Annotated in this window: 25 protein-coding genes and 1 other annotated feature; of the genes, 4 read left to right on the top strand and 21 right to left on the bottom strand. The window is 36.0% G+C overall.

Annotated elements, in window-relative coordinates; translation table 11 throughout:
- Positions 1-95: 95 nt before the first annotated feature.
- From ESZ54_RS00805 to ESZ54_RS00830, 6 genes are all read right to left on the bottom strand, one after another.
- Entirely contained in the window at positions 96-896 is an 801-nt protein-coding gene (locus ESZ54_RS00805; protein WP_162615046.1) for a hydroxymethylpyrimidine/phosphomethylpyrimidine kinase, read from the bottom strand.
- A gap of 19 nt (positions 897-915) precedes the next feature.
- A complete protein-coding gene (gene lepB / locus ESZ54_RS00810) occupies positions 916-1,500 on the bottom strand; it encodes a signal peptidase I (protein WP_136135772.1) in 585 nt (194 codons plus the stop codon).
- A gap of 23 nt (positions 1,501-1,523) precedes the next feature.
- Positions 1,524-2,186, bottom strand: coding sequence for a beta/alpha barrel domain-containing protein (locus ESZ54_RS00815; protein WP_136135826.1), 663 nt, complete (start codon positions 2,184-2,186; stop codon positions 1,524-1,526).
- 68 nt (positions 2,187-2,254) lie between these two features.
- Positions 2,255-2,887, bottom strand: a complete 633-nt coding sequence (locus ESZ54_RS00820; RefSeq protein WP_204249494.1) for a glycoside hydrolase family 73 protein — start codon at positions 2,885-2,887, stop codon at positions 2,255-2,257.
- 61 nt (positions 2,888-2,948) lie between these two features.
- Entirely contained in the window at positions 2,949-3,518 is a 570-nt protein-coding gene (locus tag ESZ54_RS00825; protein ID WP_136135774.1) for a hypothetical protein, read from the bottom strand.
- 73 nt (positions 3,519-3,591) lie between these two features.
- The gene (locus ESZ54_RS00830) at positions 3,592-4,554 is read right to left on the bottom strand and encodes an aromatic acid exporter family protein (RefSeq protein ID WP_136135775.1); all 963 of its coding nucleotides are present in this window, start codon (positions 4,552-4,554) and stop codon (positions 3,592-3,594) included.
- 107 nt (positions 4,555-4,661) lie between these two features.
- Here ESZ54_RS00830 and ESZ54_RS00835 point away from each other — a divergent pair, with 107 nt between their 5' ends.
- Complete coding sequence (locus ESZ54_RS00835) at positions 4,662-5,294, top strand: hypothetical protein (RefSeq protein WP_136135776.1); 633 nt, start codon at positions 4,662-4,664, stop codon at positions 5,292-5,294.
- A 435-nt stretch (positions 5,295-5,729) separates the two neighbouring features.
- Here the strand turns inward: ESZ54_RS00835 and ESZ54_RS00840 are convergent, their stop codons facing one another.
- The 5 genes from ESZ54_RS00840 to ESZ54_RS00855 form a co-directional block, all read right to left on the bottom strand.
- Entirely contained in the window at positions 5,730-8,453 is a 2,724-nt protein-coding gene (locus ESZ54_RS00840) for an ABC transporter permease (RefSeq protein ID WP_136135777.1), read from the bottom strand.
- Positions 8,454-8,469: 16 nt separating this feature from the next.
- Complete coding sequence (locus tag ESZ54_RS00845; RefSeq protein ID WP_136135778.1) at positions 8,470-9,171, bottom strand: ABC transporter ATP-binding protein; 702 nt, start codon at positions 9,169-9,171, stop codon at positions 8,470-8,472.
- 171 nt (positions 9,172-9,342) lie between these two features.
- Positions 9,343-9,957 (bottom strand): cation:proton antiporter, encoded by a 615-nt coding sequence (locus ESZ54_RS12605; protein WP_239433714.1) that lies wholly within the window; start codon positions 9,955-9,957, stop codon positions 9,343-9,345.
- The gene (locus ESZ54_RS12610) at positions 9,944-10,486 is read right to left on the bottom strand and encodes a cation:proton antiporter domain-containing protein (protein WP_239433715.1); all 543 of its coding nucleotides are present in this window, start codon (positions 10,484-10,486) and stop codon (positions 9,944-9,946) included. The genes ESZ54_RS12605 and ESZ54_RS12610 overlap by 14 nt, the downstream gene beginning before the upstream one ends.
- Before the next feature lie 198 nt (positions 10,487-10,684).
- On the bottom strand, positions 10,685-11,197 hold the full coding sequence (locus ESZ54_RS00855) for a QueT transporter family protein (RefSeq protein WP_136135779.1): 513 nt from the start codon (positions 11,195-11,197) through the stop codon (positions 10,685-10,687).
- A 170-nt stretch (positions 11,198-11,367) separates the two neighbouring features.
- Here ESZ54_RS00855 and ESZ54_RS00860 point away from each other — a divergent pair, with 170 nt between their 5' ends.
- Together ESZ54_RS00860 and ESZ54_RS00865 are read left to right on the top strand one after the other, a co-directional pair.
- Positions 11,368-11,844 carry a GNAT family N-acetyltransferase gene (locus tag ESZ54_RS00860; RefSeq protein WP_136135780.1) on the top strand — a complete coding sequence of 159 codons (477 nt, stop codon included), beginning with the start codon at positions 11,368-11,370 and terminating at the stop codon, positions 11,842-11,844.
- Between the two features lie 65 nt (positions 11,845-11,909).
- On the top strand, positions 11,910-12,863 hold the full coding sequence (locus ESZ54_RS00865) for a diacylglycerol/lipid kinase family protein (RefSeq protein WP_136135781.1): 954 nt from the start codon (positions 11,910-11,912) through the stop codon (positions 12,861-12,863).
- A gap of 92 nt (positions 12,864-12,955) precedes the next feature.
- On the opposite strand, the gene ESZ54_RS00870 is transcribed toward ESZ54_RS00865, so the two are convergent.
- From ESZ54_RS00870 to ESZ54_RS00915, 10 genes are read right to left on the bottom strand one after another with little or no spacing between them, the layout of a single operon-like run.
- On the bottom strand, positions 12,956-13,375 hold the full coding sequence (locus tag ESZ54_RS00870) for a universal stress protein (RefSeq protein ID WP_136135782.1): 420 nt from the start codon (positions 13,373-13,375) through the stop codon (positions 12,956-12,958).
- 49 nt (positions 13,376-13,424) lie between these two features.
- On the bottom strand, positions 13,425-14,054 hold the full coding sequence (locus tag ESZ54_RS00875) for a V-type ATP synthase subunit D (RefSeq protein WP_136135783.1): 630 nt from the start codon (positions 14,052-14,054) through the stop codon (positions 13,425-13,427).
- An 8-nt stretch (positions 14,055-14,062) separates the two neighbouring features.
- Positions 14,063-15,436 carry a V-type ATP synthase subunit B gene (locus tag ESZ54_RS00880; protein ID WP_136135784.1) on the bottom strand — a complete coding sequence of 458 codons (1,374 nt, stop codon included), beginning with the start codon at positions 15,434-15,436 and terminating at the stop codon, positions 14,063-14,065.
- The gene (locus ESZ54_RS00885; protein WP_136135785.1) at positions 15,429-17,213 is read right to left on the bottom strand and encodes a V-type ATP synthase subunit A; all 1,785 of its coding nucleotides are present in this window, start codon (positions 17,211-17,213) and stop codon (positions 15,429-15,431) included. Before ESZ54_RS00885 ends, ESZ54_RS00880 begins: the two co-directional genes overlap by 8 nt.
- A gap of 29 nt (positions 17,214-17,242) precedes the next feature.
- On the bottom strand, positions 17,243-17,554 hold the full coding sequence (locus ESZ54_RS00890; protein ID WP_136135786.1) for a V-type ATP synthase subunit F: 312 nt from the start codon (positions 17,552-17,554) through the stop codon (positions 17,243-17,245).
- Positions 17,544-18,548, bottom strand: a complete 1,005-nt coding sequence (locus ESZ54_RS00895) for a V-type ATPase subunit (RefSeq protein ID WP_136135787.1) — start codon at positions 18,546-18,548, stop codon at positions 17,544-17,546. Before ESZ54_RS00895 ends, ESZ54_RS00890 begins: the two co-directional genes overlap by 11 nt.
- A complete protein-coding gene (locus tag ESZ54_RS00900; protein ID WP_136135788.1) occupies positions 18,548-19,153 on the bottom strand; it encodes a hypothetical protein in 606 nt (201 codons plus the stop codon). The genes ESZ54_RS00895 and ESZ54_RS00900 overlap by 1 nt, the downstream gene beginning before the upstream one ends.
- A 16-nt stretch (positions 19,154-19,169) precedes the next feature.
- On the bottom strand, positions 19,170-19,640 hold the full coding sequence (locus ESZ54_RS00905) for a V-type ATP synthase subunit K (protein WP_136135789.1): 471 nt from the start codon (positions 19,638-19,640) through the stop codon (positions 19,170-19,172).
- 25 nt (positions 19,641-19,665) lie between these two features.
- Complete coding sequence (locus ESZ54_RS00910; RefSeq protein WP_136135790.1) at positions 19,666-21,612, bottom strand: V-type ATP synthase subunit I; 1,947 nt, start codon at positions 21,610-21,612, stop codon at positions 19,666-19,668.
- On the bottom strand, positions 21,599-21,922 hold the full coding sequence (locus ESZ54_RS00915) for a hypothetical protein (protein ID WP_136135791.1): 324 nt from the start codon (positions 21,920-21,922) through the stop codon (positions 21,599-21,601). Before ESZ54_RS00915 ends, ESZ54_RS00910 begins: the two co-directional genes overlap by 14 nt.
- A 122-nt stretch (positions 21,923-22,044) precedes the next feature.
- Positions 22,045-22,090 (bottom strand) — a sequence feature (sodium ion sensor (DUF1646 type); this cis-regulatory element may regulate processes involved in with the transportation of sodium ions).
- A 456-nt stretch (positions 22,091-22,546) separates the two neighbouring features.
- Here ESZ54_RS00915 and ESZ54_RS00920 point away from each other — a divergent pair.
- A complete protein-coding gene (locus ESZ54_RS00920) occupies positions 22,547-22,756 on the top strand; it encodes a bacteriocin immunity family protein (protein ID WP_162615047.1) in 210 nt (69 codons plus the stop codon).
- Positions 22,757-23,336 lie beyond the last annotated feature (580 nt).

Below are 23,336 nucleotides of genomic sequence, written 5' to 3' on the forward strand. Positions count from 1 at the left end.
CTCTTTCTATTTTACACCGATCATAATTTTTGTTTTGTTTCTTATAATACTAGTGTACACGATTCCGACTTTAAAATAAATCTAAAGATTAAATTTTATTCACTTTCTCTAAATCCTTGCCAAACGTTACCTAAGTTTGGTAAAAATGCAATCCCATTTTCAATTGCCAGATAAACAAATGCCTTGGCTTGTTTCACAGAATCTGGCAACGAATGTCCCATCATCAAGTAGCAAGTGATAGCTGAGGCAAAGGTACAACCAGCTCCGTTGTTCGTCGAAGTTGCTAATTTAGACTCACGAAATTCTAAAAACTCGATCCCATCATAAAAAAGATCGACTGCTTCCATACCTGGAAAACGCAAACCGCCTTTGATTACCACAGATTTTGTACCTAATTCTTTTAAACGACACGCCGCTTGCTTCATTTTTGCAACAGTATCAATTGGTGATATGCCTGATAATAATTCTGCCTCATGCAGATTTGGCGTAATGATCGTGGCTAAAGGGATTAATTCGTCTTTAAAAAATTGGATAATCGTTTCACTTGTCTCAAAACCAGATTCTTTTAGAGCTAAAACTGGGTCAATGACAAGTGGTTTGTCAGAGCCTTCTGTTTTTAAAAAATCTTTAATTAAATGTGCTACTTTTAGATTAGCTAACATACCTACTTTCACGCCGCCATATGTCCCAACTGTCTTAAGGATTCCTAATTGCGTACTAATTTCTTTTTCGCTTAGTTCAAAAATTGAGATGTGCTCGTTTTGAGGATTCATTGTTACGATACACGTTAAAAGTTGGTGTGAGGTAATGCCAAAGCGTTGAAAAGTTCTGACATCTGCCTGTAAGCCGCCTCCACTCAGTGTATCTGAGCCGGCAATAATAAGTGCTGGTTTCACATTGTTCCTCTTTTCTCGTCTAAGTAACTGGTCCAATTTTGTTAAATGGATAATATCGCACTAAAAGAACCCCTTTTAATTGGTCTCGTTTCACGAGTCCAAAATGACGACTATCTTTAGCTGCTTGGCGATTATCTGCTAAGACAAGATAGTGATTTTCTGGGATAGTTTGCGTCCCTTCGTTGGCTCCTTTAATATTACGCATATCAAAATTCTCAGTATATAACGCTTGTTTATTCTTTGCTTTCGACTTAAAGGTTAAAAAATTCTCCTTTAAGTAGGGTTCCGAATATTCTTCTTTATTAATTGTTAGAATATCATTCGTGACTTTCACATCATCCCCTGGTAATCCGATAATTCTTAGTGGCATGACATCCTCTTCAACTTTTACTAATGCAAGATTGAAGCGTTGAGGTTGAAAATCTTCTTTATAAAAGATACGGTCTTTTTTTTCAAGTTGAATATACATACTATCATTATCAACTTCATGACGTTTAACAAGTGATGACGCTACTACTACTGCGACAATGATCAAGATAACCGCAATGAAAAAAAAGTAAACAAAAAAAGATTTTGATTGTCGTTTGGCTTTTCTTGGTTTCATTTTTTCTAATTCCTATTCATCTATTACTTTTCTTCTTGTTGCGCCTCTTCAATTTCACGATACTTTTCCATCTTCTTGCTAAATAAATAGCCGTTTGTTGGCGCTGTATATGTGATTGCGTTGGCGCCTGCGTGAATAGTCTCCAAAATACTTTCATCGGTTGGGCCACCTGTAGCCATGATAGGGACAAGAGGATGATTTTTTCGAATTTCACGCACAATATGAGCAGTATTTTTTCCACCGCTGACATTCAAAATCTTCACACCGGCGTTTAGTTTAGCTTCTACATCAGTAAATTCTGATGTCACTGTGCCAATAATTGGAATATCCACCATTTTTGCAATTTCCTCAATGGTTTCTGTTGGAGTAGGTGCATTTACAACAACTCCCAGTGAACCATTCGCCTCAGCAAACATACTCATACTTGCAGAACGGTGTCCTTGCGTTGTTCCTCCGCCGACCCCTGAAAAAACAGGAACATCAGCAACTTCCACGATACATTTTGTAATGGATGGATGTGGCGTAAACGGATAAACAGCAATGACTGCATCCGCATCAATATTTTTAATAATAGCAATATCGGTTGAATAACAAATTGATTTGATACGACGACCAAAAATTCGAATGCCTGAACACTCACGAATCACGTTTGGCACTTTCAAAATATCTTTACGTAAATCTGTCATTATTTCCGGTACATATTTTTCACTTTTCAACTTACTTCCCCCTAAATCAACTTTAAAAATTTTTATGCTTAATCATATTGCGCGAGCTGATTCGCTTCGATCACGTCAATAATCTTATTCGCATATGTTGGGTCAGTTGCATAACCGGCTACTTGCAATGCTTTAGCAGCTGTTTTGTAATCATCTGCTAGCAAAACGCCTTGATAAAGATACGGATCCCAATCGACACCTTTAACAAAAAGTTTCGTATGATCGATTAAACTTTCTTCCCAACTTGAATACACTTTAAAATTGGCTTCAATAGTTTCCCATTTGCCATTTCGGTATTCTTGTGTTTTTAGTTTTACTGATTTTCCATTCGGATTAAAAGATTTCATTCCAAATAGGTTATTATACTGGGCACTTAATTCACTGGTACCCCAATCAGATTCTAAAATTGCCTGGCCAATGACAATACTTGGCAAAATCCCATAATCTTGTTGTAACTGTTTTGCTGTTGGTAGAAGTTGCTGAATAAACTGTTCATGCGCTTCTACTTGATCATCATGAGGATTCACTGGTTGGACCTTGTCATCAAACAAATGGTTCAGTGTAAATGAAAACACGAAAATCCCTAATAGAATAATCAACACACTCATCAGAAAAGGACCTCGACCATTTCGTTTGGAGCGATAATTTTTTTTATATTTTTTTGCCATAATTTCCCTACTTCTCGTTTATTGCTCAACTGACACCCACGACAAGACCCCAATTACTTAAAACTTATTCTTCAATCGGCTCTTCTTCAACAACGATATTTTTTTCAATGTAAGTTTCACTTAAATTCTCGTCAACCCATTCTAATAGATCAACTTGAGAATCTATAATTTGTTGTTGAATAATTTCCGGCATAAAGAATTCTAAAATATCATCATAGCCCCATTCTTGATAATTGACGCTAATTCTTAAATTCACACAATTACGTTTATTTCGTTCATCAACACCTGCCCGGATAGCGCGTTGCTGTGTTATTAATTCTGCCGTTGCTAAACCTGACTTGATCCATGTTTTAGCAATACTTGCTTTTAACCGTTTGTATTCAGGTACGATATAATTACGCTTTTCTGGAAAGATGATTGTTTGACGTGCTATTTTTTGAATCAACATCCATTCATAATCCGAAAACAAAGCTTTTAACTTTTGCATTTTATCGGCAGAAAGTGCTTTTTTCCCACTCTTCCACTCGAGCCATTCCTCATATGAAATATCTAAATATTGAAGACTAAAAAGTTTCTCGCTAAAAAACTGATCTTGAATTCGATCAACCATAATATTTACAATCGCTTGATTCATCATAATTCATCCTTTCTAAATTTCTCATATTTTCATTTTACCCTCTTTACCCGATAAAATCATCTTTCATCTATTATTCTCCAAGGCTGGATTCCGCAAAGAAGTTTACCTTAATTGAAACAAATGTCTCTAAATCTTGCAGTAATAAAAACAACACGGCTCGATTTTCAAACTCAGTTCGCGTTTTTGGTAAAGGACTCGCTTGATAAAAGGCCATTGTGTTTTGTGCAGCTTCTTTCAGTGCTTTAGCATCATTTGTTTCTGCATATTCAGTCGCAATTCGCTCCATCAATTTTACCACATCTTCAGAAATTTCTGCTGAAACATCAATCTTTTTAATTTTCAATAAAATGTCATCTAGTAACGTCCATTGCAAACGGCGCATTTGAAAATAATTGAGGTGATAAACATCTTCTGACAACAAATGATTATCTAGATCCTTTTTTGCAATTGCTTCGCCATTCTCAATTTGATGTGACAACTCGGCTAATAGTGTTTCACATTTTGTCACTTCACCTTGAGCCGTTAATACGTCAGCTAACTCGAGAATCAATGTTTGAATTTTTTCATCGACACTCTTTTTATTATCGGCTAATTTTTGACTCTGATTAGGCATATAAAGATTAGCCAACCAAGCCAGACTTATGCCGATAATCAATAATCCAAAGGCATTGCCAATTAGAGCAAATGTCATGCTTTTTGCATTTAAAAAACTTGTCATCAAAACTGAATTCACTGTAATCGCTTCGGGGACATTGAATTTTACCGCCAGAGGGATATAAGCCAATAAATATGCACCAAAAGCGTATGCATTGTAACCAATCAAATTATAACAAACCCACGCAATAAAAACAGCTCCAATGAATGCTAAAATTCTGCCTACACCTAATTCAAGGGATGATTTTTTTGTATTCGAGACACTCAATAACGCGATAATTCCAGCTGTAGGCGCAGAGGCTAAGCCAAACGCGCTCGCGATTAAGATTCCTAAAACAACTGAAATAACTGTTTTTATTGTCCGTAATCCTATTTTCAATCCAAAGACTCCTTTTCATTTTTTTAATTTTAGTTTAGACCAGCTTCTTAGACTAGCATCACCCGTCATTTTCGTATATGATAGTAGTTACTAAGGAGGGGACCCTTTTGAAATTTATTAAATCAATTATTTTAAGTGTGGTCGTGCTCTTCTCGTTAAGTGCCTGTGGAATGACGCAAGAACTAGACCAAGCCATTGACAGTACTACTGCGATTACGACCGATTTAAAGGCCCAAAAGAAAGATGTTGCAAAATTAGAGGAACTAACTCGTAAAGTCAAAGATACGTTAGATAAAGATTTGGCTGATCAATCTGATGACACTTTTTATCAAAACGAAGAGGGCTTCTTATATAAGAACGTTCAAAAAAGAAATGAGATTTTAACAACACTTGTTGATCATAAGAAACTAGTCAAAAAACAACGTAAAGAAATCGACACTATCGTATCCAAAAAAGCTGTGGATGTTGATAATAAAAAATTACGTCTAATTGCTAGCAGCTTAACAATTATTGAAAATAATTACGAAGCACTTATTCTTTATTTAACAACTGGACTTGAGCAAGAAGACGATTTATACAACGCTCTACCTCTTGATGACCTTGCAACACGGATGTCGGTCATCGAAAGAAATAATGGATCAATTACGATGTTAAGTGAAGAGACATTAAGTAATATTGATTATACCTTAGACTTGATCGAAACGTTCCAAAAAAATGCAAAATTGACAAAAACAAAATAAAAAATGAAGAGGCTTGCCCAAAAAATGGGAGCCTCTTTTATTTTGTAGTTTTGGGTAAATAGTGTGACATTTGCTCTTCGGTCAAAACTGTATTTTAAGGCAAAATAATTATAGCACAGGCTTCACTACTGCATCCTGATTGTTGAGCTCGTCTTAATGTTCACCTCTAAACACCTACTCCACCACCTTATTTTATCGGGGTTCTGTGAGCTGGGCCTCCGCATTAAGTCAATCCTGATATTTTGACAAAAATCGGCAATTTATCAGACTCGCCTTACTGCTCTGCCCAACACGCTCACTCCACCACCTTGTTTTATCGGGATTTTTGGAGCAGAGGTTCGGCAATAAGCTAATCCTGATATTTTGACAAAAACCGTCAAATTATCAGGATTGTCTTATCGCTCACCTCTAAGCGCTCCAAAAATCACCTTGTTTTTAATCTACTGACTTCAACGCTTCTATCATATCGACGTGTTTTAATTTTTGGTGCATGAACCACATGACGATTAGGGAGAAGAGGATGGTTAGGAGGGCGGCGTATAGGTAGCTGATTGGGTGGATGATTGGTGGGAACATCATCATGTCGACTTCAGCTGTTTTTAACACGAAGTTGTGTAAGAATTTGCCTAAGACACTTCCTAATAGAATTCCTAAAATTGTTAAGATATTGTTTTCACGGTAAACGTAAAGCGTAACTTCACGGTCGTAAAAACCGAGGACTTTGATGGTTGAAAGTTCTCTAATCCGTTCTGAAATATTTATGTTTGTTAGGTTATATAAAACGATGAACGCTAGTAATGCAGCTGAGACAATTAATACCCAGACAACGATATTCAAACTACCCATGGTATCATCCATTTGTTTACCAATTGCACTTGTGTAGGTCACATTCATAACATTTTCAGAATTCATTAAATCTTGCGCTAATTTTTTCTCTTGTGTTTCACTAAGCTCTTTTTTAAATTTCAACAAATCAACATTGTATTCTGGCTTTTCTGCGAATATTTTTTCATAATACTCCGGTGTTAAGTACATAAAGTGTAAAGCATAATTTTCAACAATATGACTCACTCTTACTTGATACTCACGATTATTACTGTCTACAATTTTAAGTTGATCGCCTGATTTCACATCAAAGAGTTTTGCTAGTTTTTCATTAATAATGACACCATCTTGATCTAAATGGTAACTTTCCCCAGTTTTACGATCTTTAAATGTCACAAAATCAGCAAGGTTTTTATTTTTTTCAGGAACATCTAAAGTCACATCTTGACTAGTGACACCTTTTTTCTCTACGGTCACTGTCTTTTGAGCCAATGCTAAGTGAGCGCTCACATTAGAAATTTCATCACGTTGTGCACGATAATCTTTACCACCATCTTTTGTTACATCATCATTTAACACGACAGTTGCATCATAATGCCAAATTCGCGAAAATTGAATGTCAACAATATCACCAATCGCATCTCGAATTCCAAATCCGGTCACAATCATTGCGGCACAACCAGCAATGCCTAAGACGGTCATCAACATTCGTTGTTTATAGCGGAATAAATTTCGTGCGGTTACTTTTTGATTAAAATTCATCCGACGCCATAACCACGGAATGCGTTCTAATAAAATGCGTTTTCCCGGTTTTGGTGCTTTCGGACGCAGTAGTGTTGCGGGTGTACTCAATAAATCCACTCTTAAAACGACTAGGGCAGAGACCACTGTACAAAGGAGTGCCACAACAACTGATTGAATTGAATAACTCCAATAATAAGTAATAATTAATTCAGGCAAATTATAGAGACTGCCATATGCATTGTAGATGATCGTTGGAAAGACATGATAACCCACGACTAATCCTAATAAACTTCCGGTAATACTTGCGGTAATGGCATAGACAATAAATTTTCGCGAAATTTCCCAATTCGTATAACCTAAAGCTTTTAGGACACCAATCTCTCCTCGTTTTTCATCCACCATTCTTGTCATAGTCGTTAAACAAATTAATGCGGCAATGAGGAAGAAGAACACTGGGAAAACAGTCGCGATTGAAGATAAACGATCTGCATTATCTTGATATTCTTTATAGGCAGCATCATCTTTACGATTTGTATAAATATTATCTTTAGCAGACAATTTATCAAAAAGATTTTGTGATTCTGCTAATTCACTTTGTTTAATTTCAAGTTCATGTTGTTGATCGGCTATTTTATCAGCTTCTTGGGCTAATTTATTTTGAGCTTCTTTTAATTCAACTGGTAACATCCCGCTTGATAAGCCTTGTTGTGTTAACTGTTTGATTTGTGTGTCAACTTTTTCAGTTTCAGTTTCAATTATTTTCTGACCATCTGCTAATTTTTGTAAGCCTAATGTCAGTTCTTTTTGTCCCTCTGCTAAATTTTTAGCTTGCGCGTCATATTTATCACGCGCACTTTTTTTCAGTGCTTTTTTCACCAATTTTTCATCACGACTTTGCAGTCGATCATACCCGTCACTATAACCTGATTCTTTCGGCGTCTCTTTATATTGCACAAAAGCTTCTGAAAAATCTCCGTCAACAAAATCTGTTTGTGGTATTAAAGCAAAATAATCAATCGAACCTTTACCAATCGATGTATTACCACGCGATATTTTATCAATATAAAGTGGTGAATTCACAAAACCTACGACTTCATACGTTTTTTGATTCAACTTTTCATGGCCTTCGATTTCTGACCAATCTAGTTTTTCACCGATTTTAGCTAATTTTAATTCTTTTGCTCGTTGATCAAGGACAATTTCACCAGCTTTTTCTGGCAAGCGACCTGACGTCAGGACTGGCTGATTTAAATTACGCTTCGCATCCAAATCATAAGACATCACGTGAACGACTTGATTCTTATCTGGTTCATTTAAATCGAGTGAGTAACCACCCTGTACTTTCTTTACTTCATCAATTGCGGCCACTTTAGCAATATCATCTTTTGTTAATCCAAAAGGTGATGTGATTTTTGTATCCATCAAATCTTGTTTCTTATAGTAATGATCTGCTGTATTAAGCATATTGGGTCCGGTGGCTTTGATTCCAGCATAGAAACTAACGCCTAATAAGATAATCAGTAAAATTGATAAAAATCGAGCTTTTGATTGATAAATTTCACGCCAAATTGAACGGTGTAATGCTTTCATTTTCCCACTCCCCTTCTTACCACGTCACGTCTTGCGCGGAGATTGGATGTTCATTGACATCAATGCTACGAACTTTCGCATCATTAATACGAATCACACGATCAGCCATTTTAGCAATCTCTGAATTGTGCGTAATTACGATGACCGTCGTATGGTATTTTCGACAAGTTTCTTCAAGGATTGTTAGAATTTGTTTACCTGTTTCATAATCCAAAGCCCCAGTTGGTTCGTCACAAAGTAACAGTTTAGGATTTTTAGCTAACGCTCTTGCTATGGCAACACGTTGCTGCTCACCACCAGATAATTGCGCAGGGAAGTTTTTCGCGCGATGCTCTAAACCAACCATTTGTAAAACTTCATCAACGTCTAAAGCGGTCGTCGTAACCTGCGACGCTAACTCAACATTTTCACGTGCTGTTAAATTGGGCACCAAATTATAGAACTGAAAAACAAAGCCAACATCTACACGACGATATTGGGTTAACTGTTTGGCACTATATTGTGCAATGTCTTGACCATCGATTAAAATCTCACCTTCATCACAGCTATCCATTCCACCTAGTATATTTAAAACAGTTGATTTTCCCGCCCCACTGGGACCTAAAATAACGGTAAATTCACCTTTTTTAATGTCAAACGAAATATCATCATTGGCAACAATCGTTGTTTCGCCCATTTGATAACGTTTGGCAACATTTTTTGCTACGACATAACTCATTTTTCCCACATCCTTATCTCTAGTACTCTCAATTATATCAAACCTCATTGAAAAACGATAAACAAACCAGCTAAATTTATTACTTTATGAAATAAAAATCAGTACCTTGGTTTCTCCTAAAATGACTAAATTTTAGTGAACACATCAAGATACTGTCTTATTTAATATTGGTTATGATTCGTGAATATTTTTAAAAACTTTTTTCAAAATTGGTGGCGCAATTAAGGTTGTTAAAATCACAGAAATTATCACACTTGTATAATACTCTTGTGACAGTAAACCACTACTTAAACCTGTCGTACCAATGATTAAAGCAACTTCACCTCTTGAAATCATGCCCGAACCAATCGCTAATGACGACTCAGTGTTAAAACCTGTCATTTTCGCACCTAAGTAACCGCCAAATAGTTTTGAGAAGATGGCAACAACGGTCACCACAACTAAAAACCAGATTTGACTTAAGACACCTGTAAATGAAATACTCAAACCAACACTTACATAAAAGAAAGGCACAAAGAGTGAATTCGCAATAGGGTCAATTCCCTCTTCGATTTCGTGTTTAAATTCTGTTTGGGAGATGAACAAACCAGCTAAGAAAGTCCCAATAATTCCTGCCATACCCAAACTTTCACCAAAGTAAGCAAAAGCAAAACAAATGATTAACGCGCCGGTCACAAGTGGTGCTGTAACTGTAAATTTCGATGCCAATCGTAAAAATAGCGGCACGACATAGATACCAACGACAAATGCGACAATAAAGAAAATGGCTTTTTTAAGTAATAACAATGGGATTGACGTGCCACCCGAATTGTCCCCCCATAAATGACATCACAAACGCAAGCAATGTGACAACTAAAATATCATCCACAACTGCTGCACCTAAAATCGTTGTTGATTCTTGTGTTTTCATCACTTTCATCTCTTTTAAAACCTGAACGGTAATACTCACTGAAGTCGCTGAGAATAACACACCTAAAAATACCGAGTGATGCAAATCAAAGCCAAATAAATGACCGACACCAAAGGCACTCGCAAATGGCACAATAATCCCCATCACAGCCACAGAAGGCTTCCAGTTGGCTTTTAATTGTTCGGCGTCCGTTTCAAGCCCAGCTAGAAATATCAAGAGTAGAACACCAATATTTGAAAATTGTTGGAACAACTCAGAATCGGTCACCCAGCCTAAGACAGCAGGACCGATTAAGATCCCAATGAGTAGTTTTCCTAAAACGGCAGGCTGTCCTAAACGGATCGATAGTTGTCCGAATAATTTCGTTGAAATTAATATTAAAATGATTATTGCGATAAATTCCATAATTTACCTCCTTTTAAAAAAACAGATTCATTGCAAAAAATTATTTTTTTAATCTACAGAAATTTTTAGCATTTGTAAAGAAATACCTATCGAAGTCATTGCTTTCAGATACAAAGACTATTGTTATTATCATCATAATACATCACTTCAAAATAAAAAAAGAAACGACCTTAACAACAGTCATTTCTTGTAAATTTATTAAAATCTTGAAAATTTAACGGCCTGATTGACCATTAACATAATTGGAATTGAAATACCCATCATAATGGCTTCACTGATGAATAATGAGCCGTAGGTTGCCCAGAAAAACGATGAACCTAACGCTTGACCACTTAAAATACTAATTAAAATCGCAATTAAAATCATAGTGACCGAGAAAATGAGCGTGTTAAATACCATTCTTAATTTCTCATCTTTAATCCATTTTGCCGAAAGGACTGTAATTGATAAAGCAATCAAAGTTTGACCGCCTCCAAAAAGAACATCTAGCCAACCTGAAAAGAGCATATTATAGATGACGACACCACCTAAAACTCCCCACATTAATTTTCGGTTGAAGACCACCAAATGATTGAGACTTTCTGACACCCGCAATTGAATCGCTCCTTGAGCAAATGGGGTTACAATAATCGTAATTGCAAGATATGCAGCTGCAATTAAACTGTTTACCACCAACAATTTAGTTTGAGTGGCTGTTTTACTATTTTCCATTATATTTTCCTCCTCCTAGTTTTGTTACGCAGGATGGTATGAACGAACTGCGGTTGTTTAAAACAACGATATATATACTACTCCTCAAACGAAACTTTGTCAAAATCTTTTGGTAGTTCTCAAATTTTCTGCTAAACTAGAGTTATTACTAAAAGAAAAGGACCAACAACATGACATTGAAAATTCAAAAAGTCACCACAAACGTGACGCCAGCACACTTTGAACTCTTACTTGAAGCCGATCCTTCCAAAGAACTGCTTGATCGATATCTCCAAGAAGGAGTTCTTTTTGAAGCCGTAATTGAGAAAATACCTGTTGGCGTTTTACTACTTACTAAAACAGAGGAGCCAAATGAAATTGAAATAAAAAATATTGCCGTTTCTGATCAACACCAACATCAAGGCATTGGCTCTGATTTACTACAATTTGCAAAAGATTATGCGACAGAACAAGGATTTTCAAAACTAAAAGTTTGTACGGGTTCTACAAGTATTGGACAGCTTTACTTCTATCAAAAATTCGGATTTAGAATGTCTCATATCGAGCCTGATTTTTTTGTTGTGAACTATGATGAACCCATTTATGAAAATGGCATTCACTTAAAAGATTTAGTTCACCTCAATTTGACGTTAACATCAAAAAAGTAGAATAAAATAGTCGTTTTTCACATATTTTTAAGTTATGATAGAGTGAATGAAAAAGGAGTGAGTGAATGCAATTGTTTGAATGGCATCTGTTGGTTAATCAAAATGCCGGAGCTGGTAAAGCTCGCAAGATTATGCCTGAGATTATCAAAAAACTAAAAGAATATAAAATTAAATATAAATGTTATTATACTGAACACGCGGGACATGAGAAAAGAATTGTAACACAACTCTTAAATCAAACACTTGTCCCCTATGATAAAGAATTACCTGTCTTTCCATTACTCGTTGTAGTCGGAGGCGACGGTACCTTGCACGGCGTTGTCAACATGTTGAAAAAATTTCCTGAGATTCCAATTGGTTATATTCCAGGCGGTTCAGGTAATGATTTTGCTAGAGGGGTAGGGATTCCTAACAATCCAATCGAAGCAATGGATAAAATTGTTCAAACAAAAAAACCACGTTCGTTGTACCTCATTAACAGCTTTTTAAATCGAACCAAAAAAGAAATAATCGGTCTTAATAATTTAGGTGTTGGCTTGGACGCAGCTGTGGTTCGCGCTACAAATGCTTCCAAAATGAAATCAAGCCTCAATAGTGTAAATATGGGTGCATTCTCCTACTTATCGAATGCATTTGGCATCCTGCGTAAACAAAAGGGTTTTCCAATTGATATTACGGTAAACGGGCGCACGCATCACTTTAACAATGCCTATTTGTGTACAGTGACGAATCACCCTTACTTTGGTGGTGGTCTTGCACTTGACCCTACAGCAACCGCAGAGAATGAGGAACTGAATCTCATTGTGATTGAAAAAATTGCTTTGTATAAAATTATGGCACTGATTCCTAAACTTCTGAAGAAGACACATTTAGCTTCACCGCACGTTCGTCAATTCAAAGGGCAAGAAATCAAGCTTCGTTCAACTAGTCGTGAATTTGGTCAAATCGATGGCGAAGAACTTAGAAAAGATCCAATTGATATTGATTTTTCTCTAACCTCACATTTATTTTGGTTTTAACTCATAATAGAATAAAAGAGTCATGTCTTCTCACTTGATAGTGAAACGACCTGACTCTTTTTTATTCGCTTTTCTGACTAAATTGTTCTCGCCTATTTTGCAATCAAAACAGAACATTGCGCATGTTCAACTACATATTTGGCCGTTGAACCAATCAATAATTTTGTCAATAGACCTTTAGAAGTTGCGCCTAAGACGATTAAATCGATTTTGTGTTCATTAGGAATACTTTGAGACAAGTATTTTTTAGGATCCCCTGATAAAACAATCGGGACAACCTTTTCAACACCTTGTTCTTTGGCTTCCAACTCTTTCTTTAACACTTTTCGATCATAAATCAACTGTTCTTTACTCGAGAATTGATCTTGATTCGGATTACGATTTGTTTCCGTATTAATCCAAGCAAGATATAGCGTTGCTTCATTTTCCTTCGCAACATCAACCGCTTCTAAGAATGCTTTTTCTGACTCTTCAGATCCATCGATACCGACTAAAATTCTTTTATATATCATTTTATTTTACTCTCCATCCTGTCACTAAATTCAGCAGTACAGCATCTCATTACTTACTGATATTTTTTACTTTAATCAATCTCGTAATATTTGAGCGTTCGTTCTCTTCAAGTTTCATTTTAATGAACTTAATCGTTTCTTCCAGTTGCGGAATTGTCAGTGAATCTAAAGCATTCACACGTCGTCTTGTTTTCTCAATTTCATCCGCCATTAACTGACAAGCTTTTTCTTGTTCTGTTAGTTTCAACAAGTCAGCTAAAACACTAATTAATTTGTTGATTGCTTCATCCAACTCTTCATTTGAATTCAAATAGCCATAATTTAGTGAGTCAGCAGCTAGCTCTTCATCATAGGAAAAACGCATACTAGGAATTTCAACACTCAAAATGTTCTTCAAAACAATATCTAATTCGACATTTTCAGCCGGAATTGCAAACAATTCTTCGATATAAGCTTCGTGAATCGTCGCATTCGCAAGCATGACAGCTTGCATTGAATCGACGAGCTCTTTTTCAACTTTGTCTCTTAATTGATTGGTTTCTTTCGCCATCAAAATAAAACGTCGCATCAATTCATCTTGCTTATCTTTTAGTAATTTATATCCCTTAGTAGCAGTAGATAAGCGACTATTTAATTTGGTTAACTCCATGCGTGTTGGATTGACATTTAATCTCACCATTCTACTCACTACCTTTCAGGAAGAAACTCATCTAACATGTCGTCTTTAATTCGCTTCAATTCGGTTCTTGGTAACATTGATAACAGCTCCCAAGACAAATCAAGTGTATCTTCAATACTTCGATTAGTTGAGAATCCTTGATTGACATAAGTTGTTTCAAATTTTTCGGCAAAACTTGCATAAATCAAGTCTTCTTCAGATAATGCAGACTCACCTAAGACAACCGCAAGCTCTTTTGCTTGCTTACCTTGTGCATAAGCTGCGAACAGTTGATTCATAGTTGCTGCATGATCTTTTCTCGTTTTACCAGGACCTGTTCCTTTATCTTTCAAACGTGATAAAGAAGGTAACACATCGATTGGGGGTTGAATCCCACTCTTATCTAATTCGCGTGATAAAATAATTTGGCCTTCGGTAATATAGCCCGTTAAGTCAGGAATTGGATGTGTCTTATCATCTTCTGGCATTGTTAGAATTGGAATTTGCGTCACGGAGCCACTCAAACCTGTGATACGTCCCGCACGTTCATAAAGTGTTGATAGATTCGTATACAAGTAACCCGGATAACCACGTCGACCAGGGACTTCACGTCTGGCCGCTGACACTTCACGCAAAGCTTCACAATAGTTGGTCATATCCGTCATAATCACTAAAACATGCATGCCTTTTTCGTAAGCTAAATATTCTGCTGTTGTTAAGGCCATTTTAGGTGTCGCAATTCGCTCAATCGCTGGATCATTCGCTAAGTTAACAAACATTACCGAGCGATCAATTGCGCCTGTTTTCTTAAAGTCATTCATAAAGTAATCGGCTTCTTCAAAGGTAATCCCAATCGCCGCAAAGACAACCGCAAATTTTTCATCACTATTTAAAACACTAGCTTGTCTAGCAATTTGAGCTGCCAACTCTTTATGTGGTAAACCCGAACCAGAAAAGATTGGTAATTTTTGACCACGCACTAGTGTATTTAAATGGTCAATTGAAGAAATACCAGTTTGAATGAATTCATCTGGATAATCTCTGGCCATTGGATTAATTGCTTCACCGTTTACATCTAAATGTTTTTCAGCTAGGATTTTCGCGCCACCATCTTTTGGTCGACCTAGTCCATCAAAGACACGTCCTAGCATCCCTTCTGAGACACCTAAAGTTAATGAATTCCCTAAAAAACGGACTTTTGAATCACGAATATTGATATTACTTGTGCCTTCAAAAAGTTGTACTAAAGCTTTATCTTCAGTGATTTCAAGGACTTGACCACGACGTAATTCGCCATTTTGCATCCGAATTTCAGCCAATTCATCAAATTTGACATCCGTTACTTTGTCCACAAGCATTAAGGGACCCACGGCTTCTTTAATTGTTCTATACTCTTTACGCATGAAGGTCATCTCCTCCTTCTTCTAATAACTGTTGAATGACATCTTTTAATGTCACTTTGATTTGATCGATTTTTTCGATTTCAGTCTCTGGTAAATACTTCATTCTAGCAACTAAATCTCTCGTTTCTTTTGTACCAGCCATCAACTCTTTATAGTAAGCACCAAGCTCAAGCGCACGGTTCCCTTCAATACCAAATGAAAGAATAGTATCAAGCATTTTATATTGTTTTTCACGTGAACTAAAAGTATCGACCTCATCAAAAGCGTTTTGCTGTAAGTAGTCTTCACGAATTGATTTAGCCACTTCTAAGGTTAATTTATCTTTATCTGATAAAGTATCCAAACCAACAAGGCGGACAATTTCTTCTAATTTAGATTCCTCTTGTAAAATACGCATTGCTTCTTTGACCAGACTTGACCAGTCTTTATTTAAAATTTCATCCATTTTACTGCCCATCTCATCTAAATAAAGTGAATATGAAGACAACCAGTTAATCGATGGGAAATGACGTTTTTGAGCTAAAGTTGAATCCAATCCCCAGAAAACTTTCACAATTCGTAAAGTATTCTGCGTGACAGGCTCTGATGTATCCCCACCAGGAGGAGAAACAGCACCAATCGCAGTAATGCTACCTTCGCGTCTTTCCGTTCCAAGTGTAATTACTTTACCGGCACGTTCATAATACTCGGCTAAACGACTACCCAAATAAGCTGGATATCCTTCGTCACCAGGCATTTCTTCTAAACGACCACTCATTTCTCTTAGTGCTTCTGCCCAACGCGAAGTTGAGTCCGCCATAATTGCTACAGAATAACCCATATCTCTAAAATACTCAGCAATTGTAATACCCGTATAGATTGAAGCTTCACGCGCTGCTACCGGCATGTTTGACGTATTGGCAATTAAAATTGTCCGTGCCATTAATGACTCACCTGTGTTGGGATCAATTAATTCCGGAAACTCATTAATAACATCTGTCATCTCGTTTCCACGTTCACCACAACCTACGTAAACCACAATATCAACATCGCTCCATTTAGCAATTTGATGTTGCACCACTGTTTTACCAGCACCAAATGGTCCCGGAACCGCAGCTGCACCACCTTTAGCAACTGGGAAAAATGTATCAATGACACGTTGACCAGTAATCAACGGATCCGTTGGATACACTTTTTCAGTTGTTGGACGTGCTCGTCTTACAGGCCATTTTTGTAACATTGTCAATTCTTGTGGGCCTTTTTCTGTCTCTAGAACACAAATAGTTTCATCAATTGTGAAATCACCGGCTTTAATTTCAGTCACAACACCTGATACTTGGAAAGGCACCATAATTTTATGATCAACAGAAGCTGTTTCTTTCACACTTCCGATAATGTCTCCCGCTGTTACTTGGTCACCCACGTTTACAGTTGGCTTAAATGTCCAGCTTTTTTCACGATCAAGTGCATGGATATGAACGCCTCGTTTTAAATAATTACTTTGTGTTGTCTCTTGGAATGTTTTTAAAGGGCGTTGAATGCCATCAAACATTTGTGACATCACACCTGGTGCTAGTTCAACAACTAATGGTTCTTTGGTTGTGACAACTGGTTCGCCTGGGCCGATGCCTGATGTTTCTTCATAAACCTGAATGGATGCGACATCTTCACGCATTTCGATGATTTCACCCACTAGTTGACTATCACCTACGTGACAGATATCTTGAATATTTGCATCTGACATACCACTAGCTAAAACTAAAGGGCCAGATACTTTAATAATTTTTCCACTATTCAATATGCTCTTCCTTTCTAATGACGCTTTCACTATAAAATATCTTGTCCCACTGCTTTTTCAACATATTCTTTAATTTTACTTTTACCGTAGCCATTGCTACCTAAGTGAGTTGGGATACTGATTAAGGCTGGTGTAACTTTCTTTTCATAATGACTCACAACTTCTGGTATTTCCAAAAGTAAAACATCACTGACATAAATGACACCATAATTTTGTTGTGCCATTTTATCAATTGCTTTTCTAGCTTCGACAGTTGTCTCAGCATAAGTCACGTCGAATCCAACGAGTTTAAACGCCATCACGGATTCTTTATGGCCAACAACACCAATTTTATAACTCATTATTATCACGAATCCTTTCTCTTATTGCTTGATCAGAAAAGTGATTCTTCTTCCCAGCTAAAATCAATTGAATATTTTTTATTTCAATATCTTTAGAATTCAATAGTGAGAGTAACGGCAGCGGACCAAATGCTTGTGTATTGGCTAAATTATAGAGATTGGTTAAAAAGTTATCGCGTTCTCTTGATAACATCAACAAATCAACTTCACCCGTTTCTTTATCCACCAACGATTTTATGACATCGTTATAATCACTATTACTTAAAAAGCGAATAAAATCTTCAACTGATTGATTGGCGAAACCGGCTAATTGTTTTTTATCAAAAGTACCATGACTTGAAAGAGTGGTCATTAAAAAATTCGCACTACGCTTTTGTTTGATGCCGCGAAAAACCATTGAGATATTCGTTAAGTCAATAAAGGCCAGCACTTCTTTTAATAGTTCTGGGTAGTTTAAATGTTCCGCGGCTTGACGTTGATGTCTTAAGTAATAACGATCATAAATGACATCAATTCCTCTTAAATCATGATATTCATCAAGATAAGTACGAACATCTTGAACACTCTCAAGTAATAAACCATCAATCGATGTTGACGTACCATTTTTCACAACGCTTTTAATGGTTGCAAGTGAGTATTTACCGTCATCTACAAAATATTGATCCAAATTTTGTTGACTATGATACGCTTTGGTAATCAATTTTAAATTATGATACGTGTAGCGCATTGTATAAATATCAATCACTTCTTTTTCAGGCGCAATTTCATACATTTTTTTAAAAAGACGATCCTGTTCTCTTCGTAAGTAATAATCAAAGTTCATGCCAAAATCAGTTTCATTAATAAAAGAGTCATAGACAGTATTTCGCAACACATCACGAGCATCATCAAAATTTTTGCTATTCAGCATACGATTGAGGTGCTCCACTTTTAATAAATTACTTTCTTCCATTCGGACCAAAGTATTAATTTGGTTATACTTGATATCTTTCATTAACTCACCTCATTTTCAAATAAATTAGATACGATTTCGTATTCTTTTTCCTCACTTATTTGATTTAGAATGCTTGAAAATAAGTAATTATATTCAATGCCTTTTTGACGTAAAACAAAGCCACCATCGTTTTTCAATACTTCTGTTGCTAATTTATAAATAGTATCCGTTGTCGTTTGTTCAGTTAACCACGCTTGCGTAATGGCTGCGGCAGACTTTTCACCCACCACGACTTCAACCTCTCCTACTAAGTCATTGGTCATAAAAATATGACAAACCATCTCTTGTAGTTGTGCTGTCGTTAGTGCAAATAAATGACTTGAAATATCAGCAATAATCTTTTCAACATACGCTTGCTTCGCTAGCATAATGGCTTGATTTTCGTCTAAATCAATTCGTTGCATTTTTTTATCGAATGATTCTTTCATTCGTTTTTGTTGTTTTTGAAAACGTGTTGCTTGTTCACTTTCTAACTGCTTCATCTTTTCGCTGAAATCATCAGCTAGTTTCTGAGCTTCTTTTTCAAAAAAAGCTTGATTCTCTGTTTTTCCTTGTTCGAGAATATATTGAATCATTTCATCTTTAGATTGTTTTTGATCCTTCATTATTATTCCTACTTTCTTAGTTTTGTAAAATCAACATTAATGAAATAACAAAGCCAAGAATTGCATATGTTTCAACCATTGCAGCATAGATAATACCTTTTGTTGCATGTTCTGGCTTCTTCGCAAGAATTTGAATCCCTGAAGCTGCAACACGACCTTGTGCAATCCCTGAAGAAAGACCTGTAAATGCGATTGGTAGTGATGCTCCTAACATTGCAAAACCTTCTACCATGCTCATATCAGGTGAAATTTTCCCTAAAATAAAGAACGCAATAACAAAACCATACAATCCTTGTGTTCCGGGTAAAAGTTGTAAAATTAAGGCTTTACCAAATTTTTCTGGTTGTTCAGTCGTTAAAATCGCTGCTGCCTCACCTGTCATACCTACACCTTTTGCTGAACCAATCCCTGAAAAGATTGTTGCAATTGCCATTCCTAAAATCGCAAAAATGATACCACCATTATTTTCTACTAAATATGTAAACATATATTTCTTCCTCCTAATTAATCTTCTATTTGTCTATTTTAAAATCAACATGTTTTTCCTTCGGTTTAAGTGGCGCAAATTTACGTCCACCTCCGGTAAAGAATTTACCAAAATATTCAACGTATTGGAGTCTTGCTCCATGCACGTATGCACTTAATAAACTTAAAAAGATGTTTAAAGCGTGCAATACAATAATCAAGAAAATACCAATCGTAAATTTCGCTGCTGGCGGCATAAAGCCAACCAACATATTGAAAGCTCCCGCAATACTACCACCGGAAATTCCTAGTGCCATCAAACGCGTGTAACTCACCAAATCACCAATGTAACCTGTGATACCGTAGAACGAATACAAACCTTGGGCTAAGCCTTTTCCTTTAGATTTGTTCGTAATAACAGGAACCAGAACGATTGAAATAGCTGAGATGATAAATAAAATCAATCCCGCATTTTTTAACACATCAACTTTCAGGACAATACTACCTAACAGTAACATGACTGCTCCAATTAGAATCCCTTGCCACGCAAACGACTCGCTGATACTCTTCAAGTATTCTTTTTGCTTCACAAGTTGAACACCATTGACTAGTAAGCCAACAAGTAACTGGATCAAACCAAAAACGACAGACAGAATTAAAATGCTATTCATATCTTCCGTTGGTGATAAGACATGAAACGGTAACGATAGACCAAAGAACGAACCGTAAATTACACCCCAAATCATCACTGGTACCGATAGTATTTTAAATAAATTGATAAAACTTTTCTTGTCACGACGTAAACTTTTCTTTTTTGATAACCAAACGGTCGCAATAAACATCAATAAACCATACCCAACATCGGCAACCATCATCCCAAAAAAGACCATGTAAAACGGTGTTAATAACGGTGTTGGATCAACTTCGTCATATTTGGGCAAGCTATACATCTCAGTTAACGACTCAAAAGGTTTCACTAGTTTATTATTTTTTAATGCTGTTGGTACTTCATCATCCGCGGTAACTTCTTCAAAAGTAATATAAATTGGCACTTCGCTTGTGACTTGCGATTTAACTGTATTGGCAAATTTTTCAGCGCGCTCACTTTCAATCCAACCACATATAATAGATAAATCCTTATATTCTGTCAGCATTTCTTTAGCATGCAAGCGATCTAATTCAGCCAAGACAGACTCTTCAGCCATTTTCAAAGGATTAATCACTGCTGAATTTGTACTAACTTTCTTGATAATTTTCGCTTTTTCACGATTCAAGATTGCTAAACGTTCTTCTAAAGCTTTGAATCTTTCTTTAGGTGTTTGCTCATGTTCATAACTGACAACATTCAAACTATATTCATCTATTAATTGAGACATCTCTCCTGCATCTTTTTTCAAATATACAACACATGCATACATTCGTGACTGACTTTCATACACCACTTCAAAAATTGTAGATAGTGCTGCGATTTTTTCAATCAGATCTTCTTTAACTGTTAATGAAAAATCAACTAAGACCGCTTGTAAGTATTGTGAGTCTTGGACGACACTTGGCTCAACATCTAGATACTGCCACTGTCTTAACTCCTCAATTTCCGTTCTGATTGCTTCAATTTCTGTCGCTAATGCGTTCTCTTGATCTTGAAGCTCATTAATTTCAGTTAACAAGCGATTCACATCATCAAAATTTACTTTTTGTTCAAACTGCGCAAATGTTTGCATATCACTATAAATTTGAGGCGTTTTAGTGAGATGCGTTTCTAAATAATACAGAGCTTTTTCAATTTGACCTTGAACAAAATTCAATTTCTCTTCTTGGACTTGATTATTTTCAACATTTGTATGCGTAAACTGTTTCTTTTGTAATAAACGGTTCAACTCCGCCGCACTGTCAACAATTTCAATACTTTGAAGATCCTGCATGATACGCAAGACATTTTCTTCTTCAGATTTAGGTGAGATAATCGTCACTTTTTCCATCTTAGAAATGGCCATAAATTGATTCAACCTCCTTTAATAATGTGCTGACAACTGGCTGTTTATTGGTTTCAAAACGTTCTAGTAAATGTGCTGATACTTCTTCCAGTCGTTTTTCACTCAACGCCGCCCGTTCAGACAATGCTTTATTTTGTTCTGCTTCAAAGTTTTTTAATTTATCCGAAAGGTCTTGTTGTAATTGATGTTCACGCTCTTCATATTTTGTTTGATTCGTTTCTTTCATTTGTTGTAATTTCTCAGTCAACTCAAGACGATCATGTTCGATCGAATCTTCAACTGCGATAATTTCAAAAATAACATCTTTCAAAAATAACTCCCCCTTCTTTGAATAAATATCTTTATTCATTAGTGATTGTTAAAAGGACGTAAAAAAAGACGTATTCTTTTTTTAAGAATACGTCTTCTAAATTCGAACGTACTCAAAGCCTGTTTTTCTCGCCCTAGAAAAATATACCTTGAAAGCTTCCGCCCAACCGTTTTTTTATTCACTTTGTCAACAATCTCTAGTTAATTGTAGCATAATGAGAGAGATTTAGCTAGTCATATCAGAGTGCCTCAGTTTACTGACACGAAAACAAAAGCATTAAATTTTATCCAAATCCATGCTTTTATTTAAAAAAAATTGACTGCTGTTAATCCAAAATAAGTTATCTTAATATGAACAAACTGAATTTTTCAGATAATTAAATAACGATGTTTTTATATTGTCATAACATTTCATACTTCTGTTCTAAAATAATAAAGTTAGAAAAAATGGATTAATCTTTCAAAAAAAGAAGCAGTTCATCTAAAAAGTGGTATAATACATTAAATTAACCCACAATAATAAAACGAAAAGAAGGCAAGTAACATGAAAAAGTTAAAATGGTTTGCTGGCGGTTCAGAACGTGGCGAGGTCTAAAAATCTCTTCTTGCGGCAACGATTCGTGATTTGGATAAACAAGAAGGAAAAGAGCTCCAAAATTTATTAATTGGCTTTTATCTCGAAATTAAAGATCAAGCACAAGGAGCCCCTTCGATTCTCACAAGATTAAATATTGAAGTTTCACGATATCTAGCACAGACACATCTCAAATTATCGGCTGAAAATAGTGACCGACTTCAAAAAATCAGTGAATTAAACTATATTCGCATGCTTTAAGAGCTTTCAAGAAGACATATTAATAGCATAAAAGAGTTGAACGATTATTTTTCTTCGTCCAACTCTTTTTTTATACGGTAAACCAAAGTTCGACTAACATCATACTTCTTAGCTATCGCAAGTACACCCATCTCATCATTTAAATCTTTCACAATATTGAAATAGATTGCTCACTTTTGTTTATCACGGGATTTAGTGCGGTCGTCCTTGATATAAACCTTTTGCAATCGCTGTACCTTCCGCCTGACGTTCTATGGAAGATTTATATGAATTAGGGGCAGACTATCCACATCTTTATAGCCCGCTAAATATGGATGCTATCATTGGACAGCTCTCCTTAATTCAAGATAAAGAGAGATTTAAGTTCATTGATTAGCTTTTTTTGAAAACAGAATAAATTACAATGAATGAGGATAAAAACATATCACAAATAATTCAATTAAGAACCATCCAAACCACTGATTTGGAGGAATTATGGCAAGTCAGTTTCGGAACAAAAGCTGACTTAGAATAGATCAAGTATAATGGTCCCTATTTCAACGATCCAGTACTCAATTGGGAAGATTTTTCAAATGGATTT

This window comes from Vagococcus silagei, assembly GCF_004795745.1.
Classification (GTDB): domain Bacteria; phylum Bacillota; class Bacilli; order Lactobacillales; family Vagococcaceae; genus Vagococcus; species Vagococcus silagei.

Bases quoted from the DNA above. Each gene is read 5' to 3' on its own strand.
- ESZ54_RS00905 (WP_136135789.1), bottom strand. From the start codon at position 19,640: ATGTTTACATATTTAGTAGAAAATAATGGTGGTATCATTTTTGCGATT.
- ESZ54_RS00845 (WP_136135778.1), bottom strand. From the start codon at position 9,171: ATGAGTTATGTCGTAGCAAAAAATGTTGCCAAACGTTATCAAATGGGC.
- ESZ54_RS00875 (WP_136135783.1), bottom strand. From the start codon at position 14,054: ATGGTGAGATTAAATGTCAATCCAACACGCATGGAGTTAACCAAATTA.
- ESZ54_RS00865 (WP_136135781.1), top strand. From the start codon at position 11,910: ATGCAATTGTTTGAATGGCATCTGTTGGTTAATCAAAATGCCGGAGCT.
- ESZ54_RS00880 (WP_136135784.1), bottom strand. From the start codon at position 15,436: ATGCGTAAAGAGTATAGAACAATTAAAGAAGCCGTGGGTCCCTTAATG.
- ESZ54_RS00895 (WP_136135787.1), bottom strand. From the start codon at position 18,548: ATGAAAGATATCAAGTATAACCAAATTAATACTTTGGTCCGAATGGAA.
- ESZ54_RS00910 (WP_136135790.1), bottom strand. From the start codon at position 21,612: ATGGCCATTTCTAAGATGGAAAAAGTGACGATTATCTCACCTAAATCT.
- ESZ54_RS12610 (WP_239433715.1), bottom strand. From the start codon at position 10,486: ATGGAATTTATCGCAATAATCATTTTAATATTAATTTCAACGAAATTA.
- ESZ54_RS00870 (WP_136135782.1), bottom strand. From the start codon at position 13,375: ATGATATATAAAAGAATTTTAGTCGGTATCGATGGATCTGAAGAGTCA.
- lepB (WP_136135772.1), bottom strand. From the start codon at position 1,500: ATGAAACCAAGAAAAGCCAAACGACAATCAAAATCTTTTTTTGTTTAC.
- ESZ54_RS00815 (WP_136135826.1), bottom strand. From the start codon at position 2,186: ATGACAGATTTACGTAAAGATATTTTGAAAGTGCCAAACGTGATTCGT.
- ESZ54_RS00890 (WP_136135786.1), bottom strand. From the start codon at position 17,554: ATGAGTTATAAAATTGGTGTTGTTGGCCATAAAGAATCCGTGATGGCG.
- ESZ54_RS00825 (WP_136135774.1), bottom strand. From the start codon at position 3,518: ATGAATCAAGCGATTGTAAATATTATGGTTGATCGAATTCAAGATCAG.
- ESZ54_RS00900 (WP_136135788.1), bottom strand. From the start codon at position 19,153: ATGAAGGATCAAAAACAATCTAAAGATGAAATGATTCAATATATTCTC.
- ESZ54_RS00860 (WP_136135780.1), top strand. From the start codon at position 11,368: ATGACATTGAAAATTCAAAAAGTCACCACAAACGTGACGCCAGCACAC.
- ESZ54_RS00840 (WP_136135777.1), bottom strand. From the start codon at position 8,453: ATGAAAGCATTACACCGTTCAATTTGGCGTGAAATTTATCAATCAAAA.
- ESZ54_RS00855 (WP_136135779.1), bottom strand. From the start codon at position 11,197: ATGGAAAATAGTAAAACAGCCACTCAAACTAAATTGTTGGTGGTAAAC.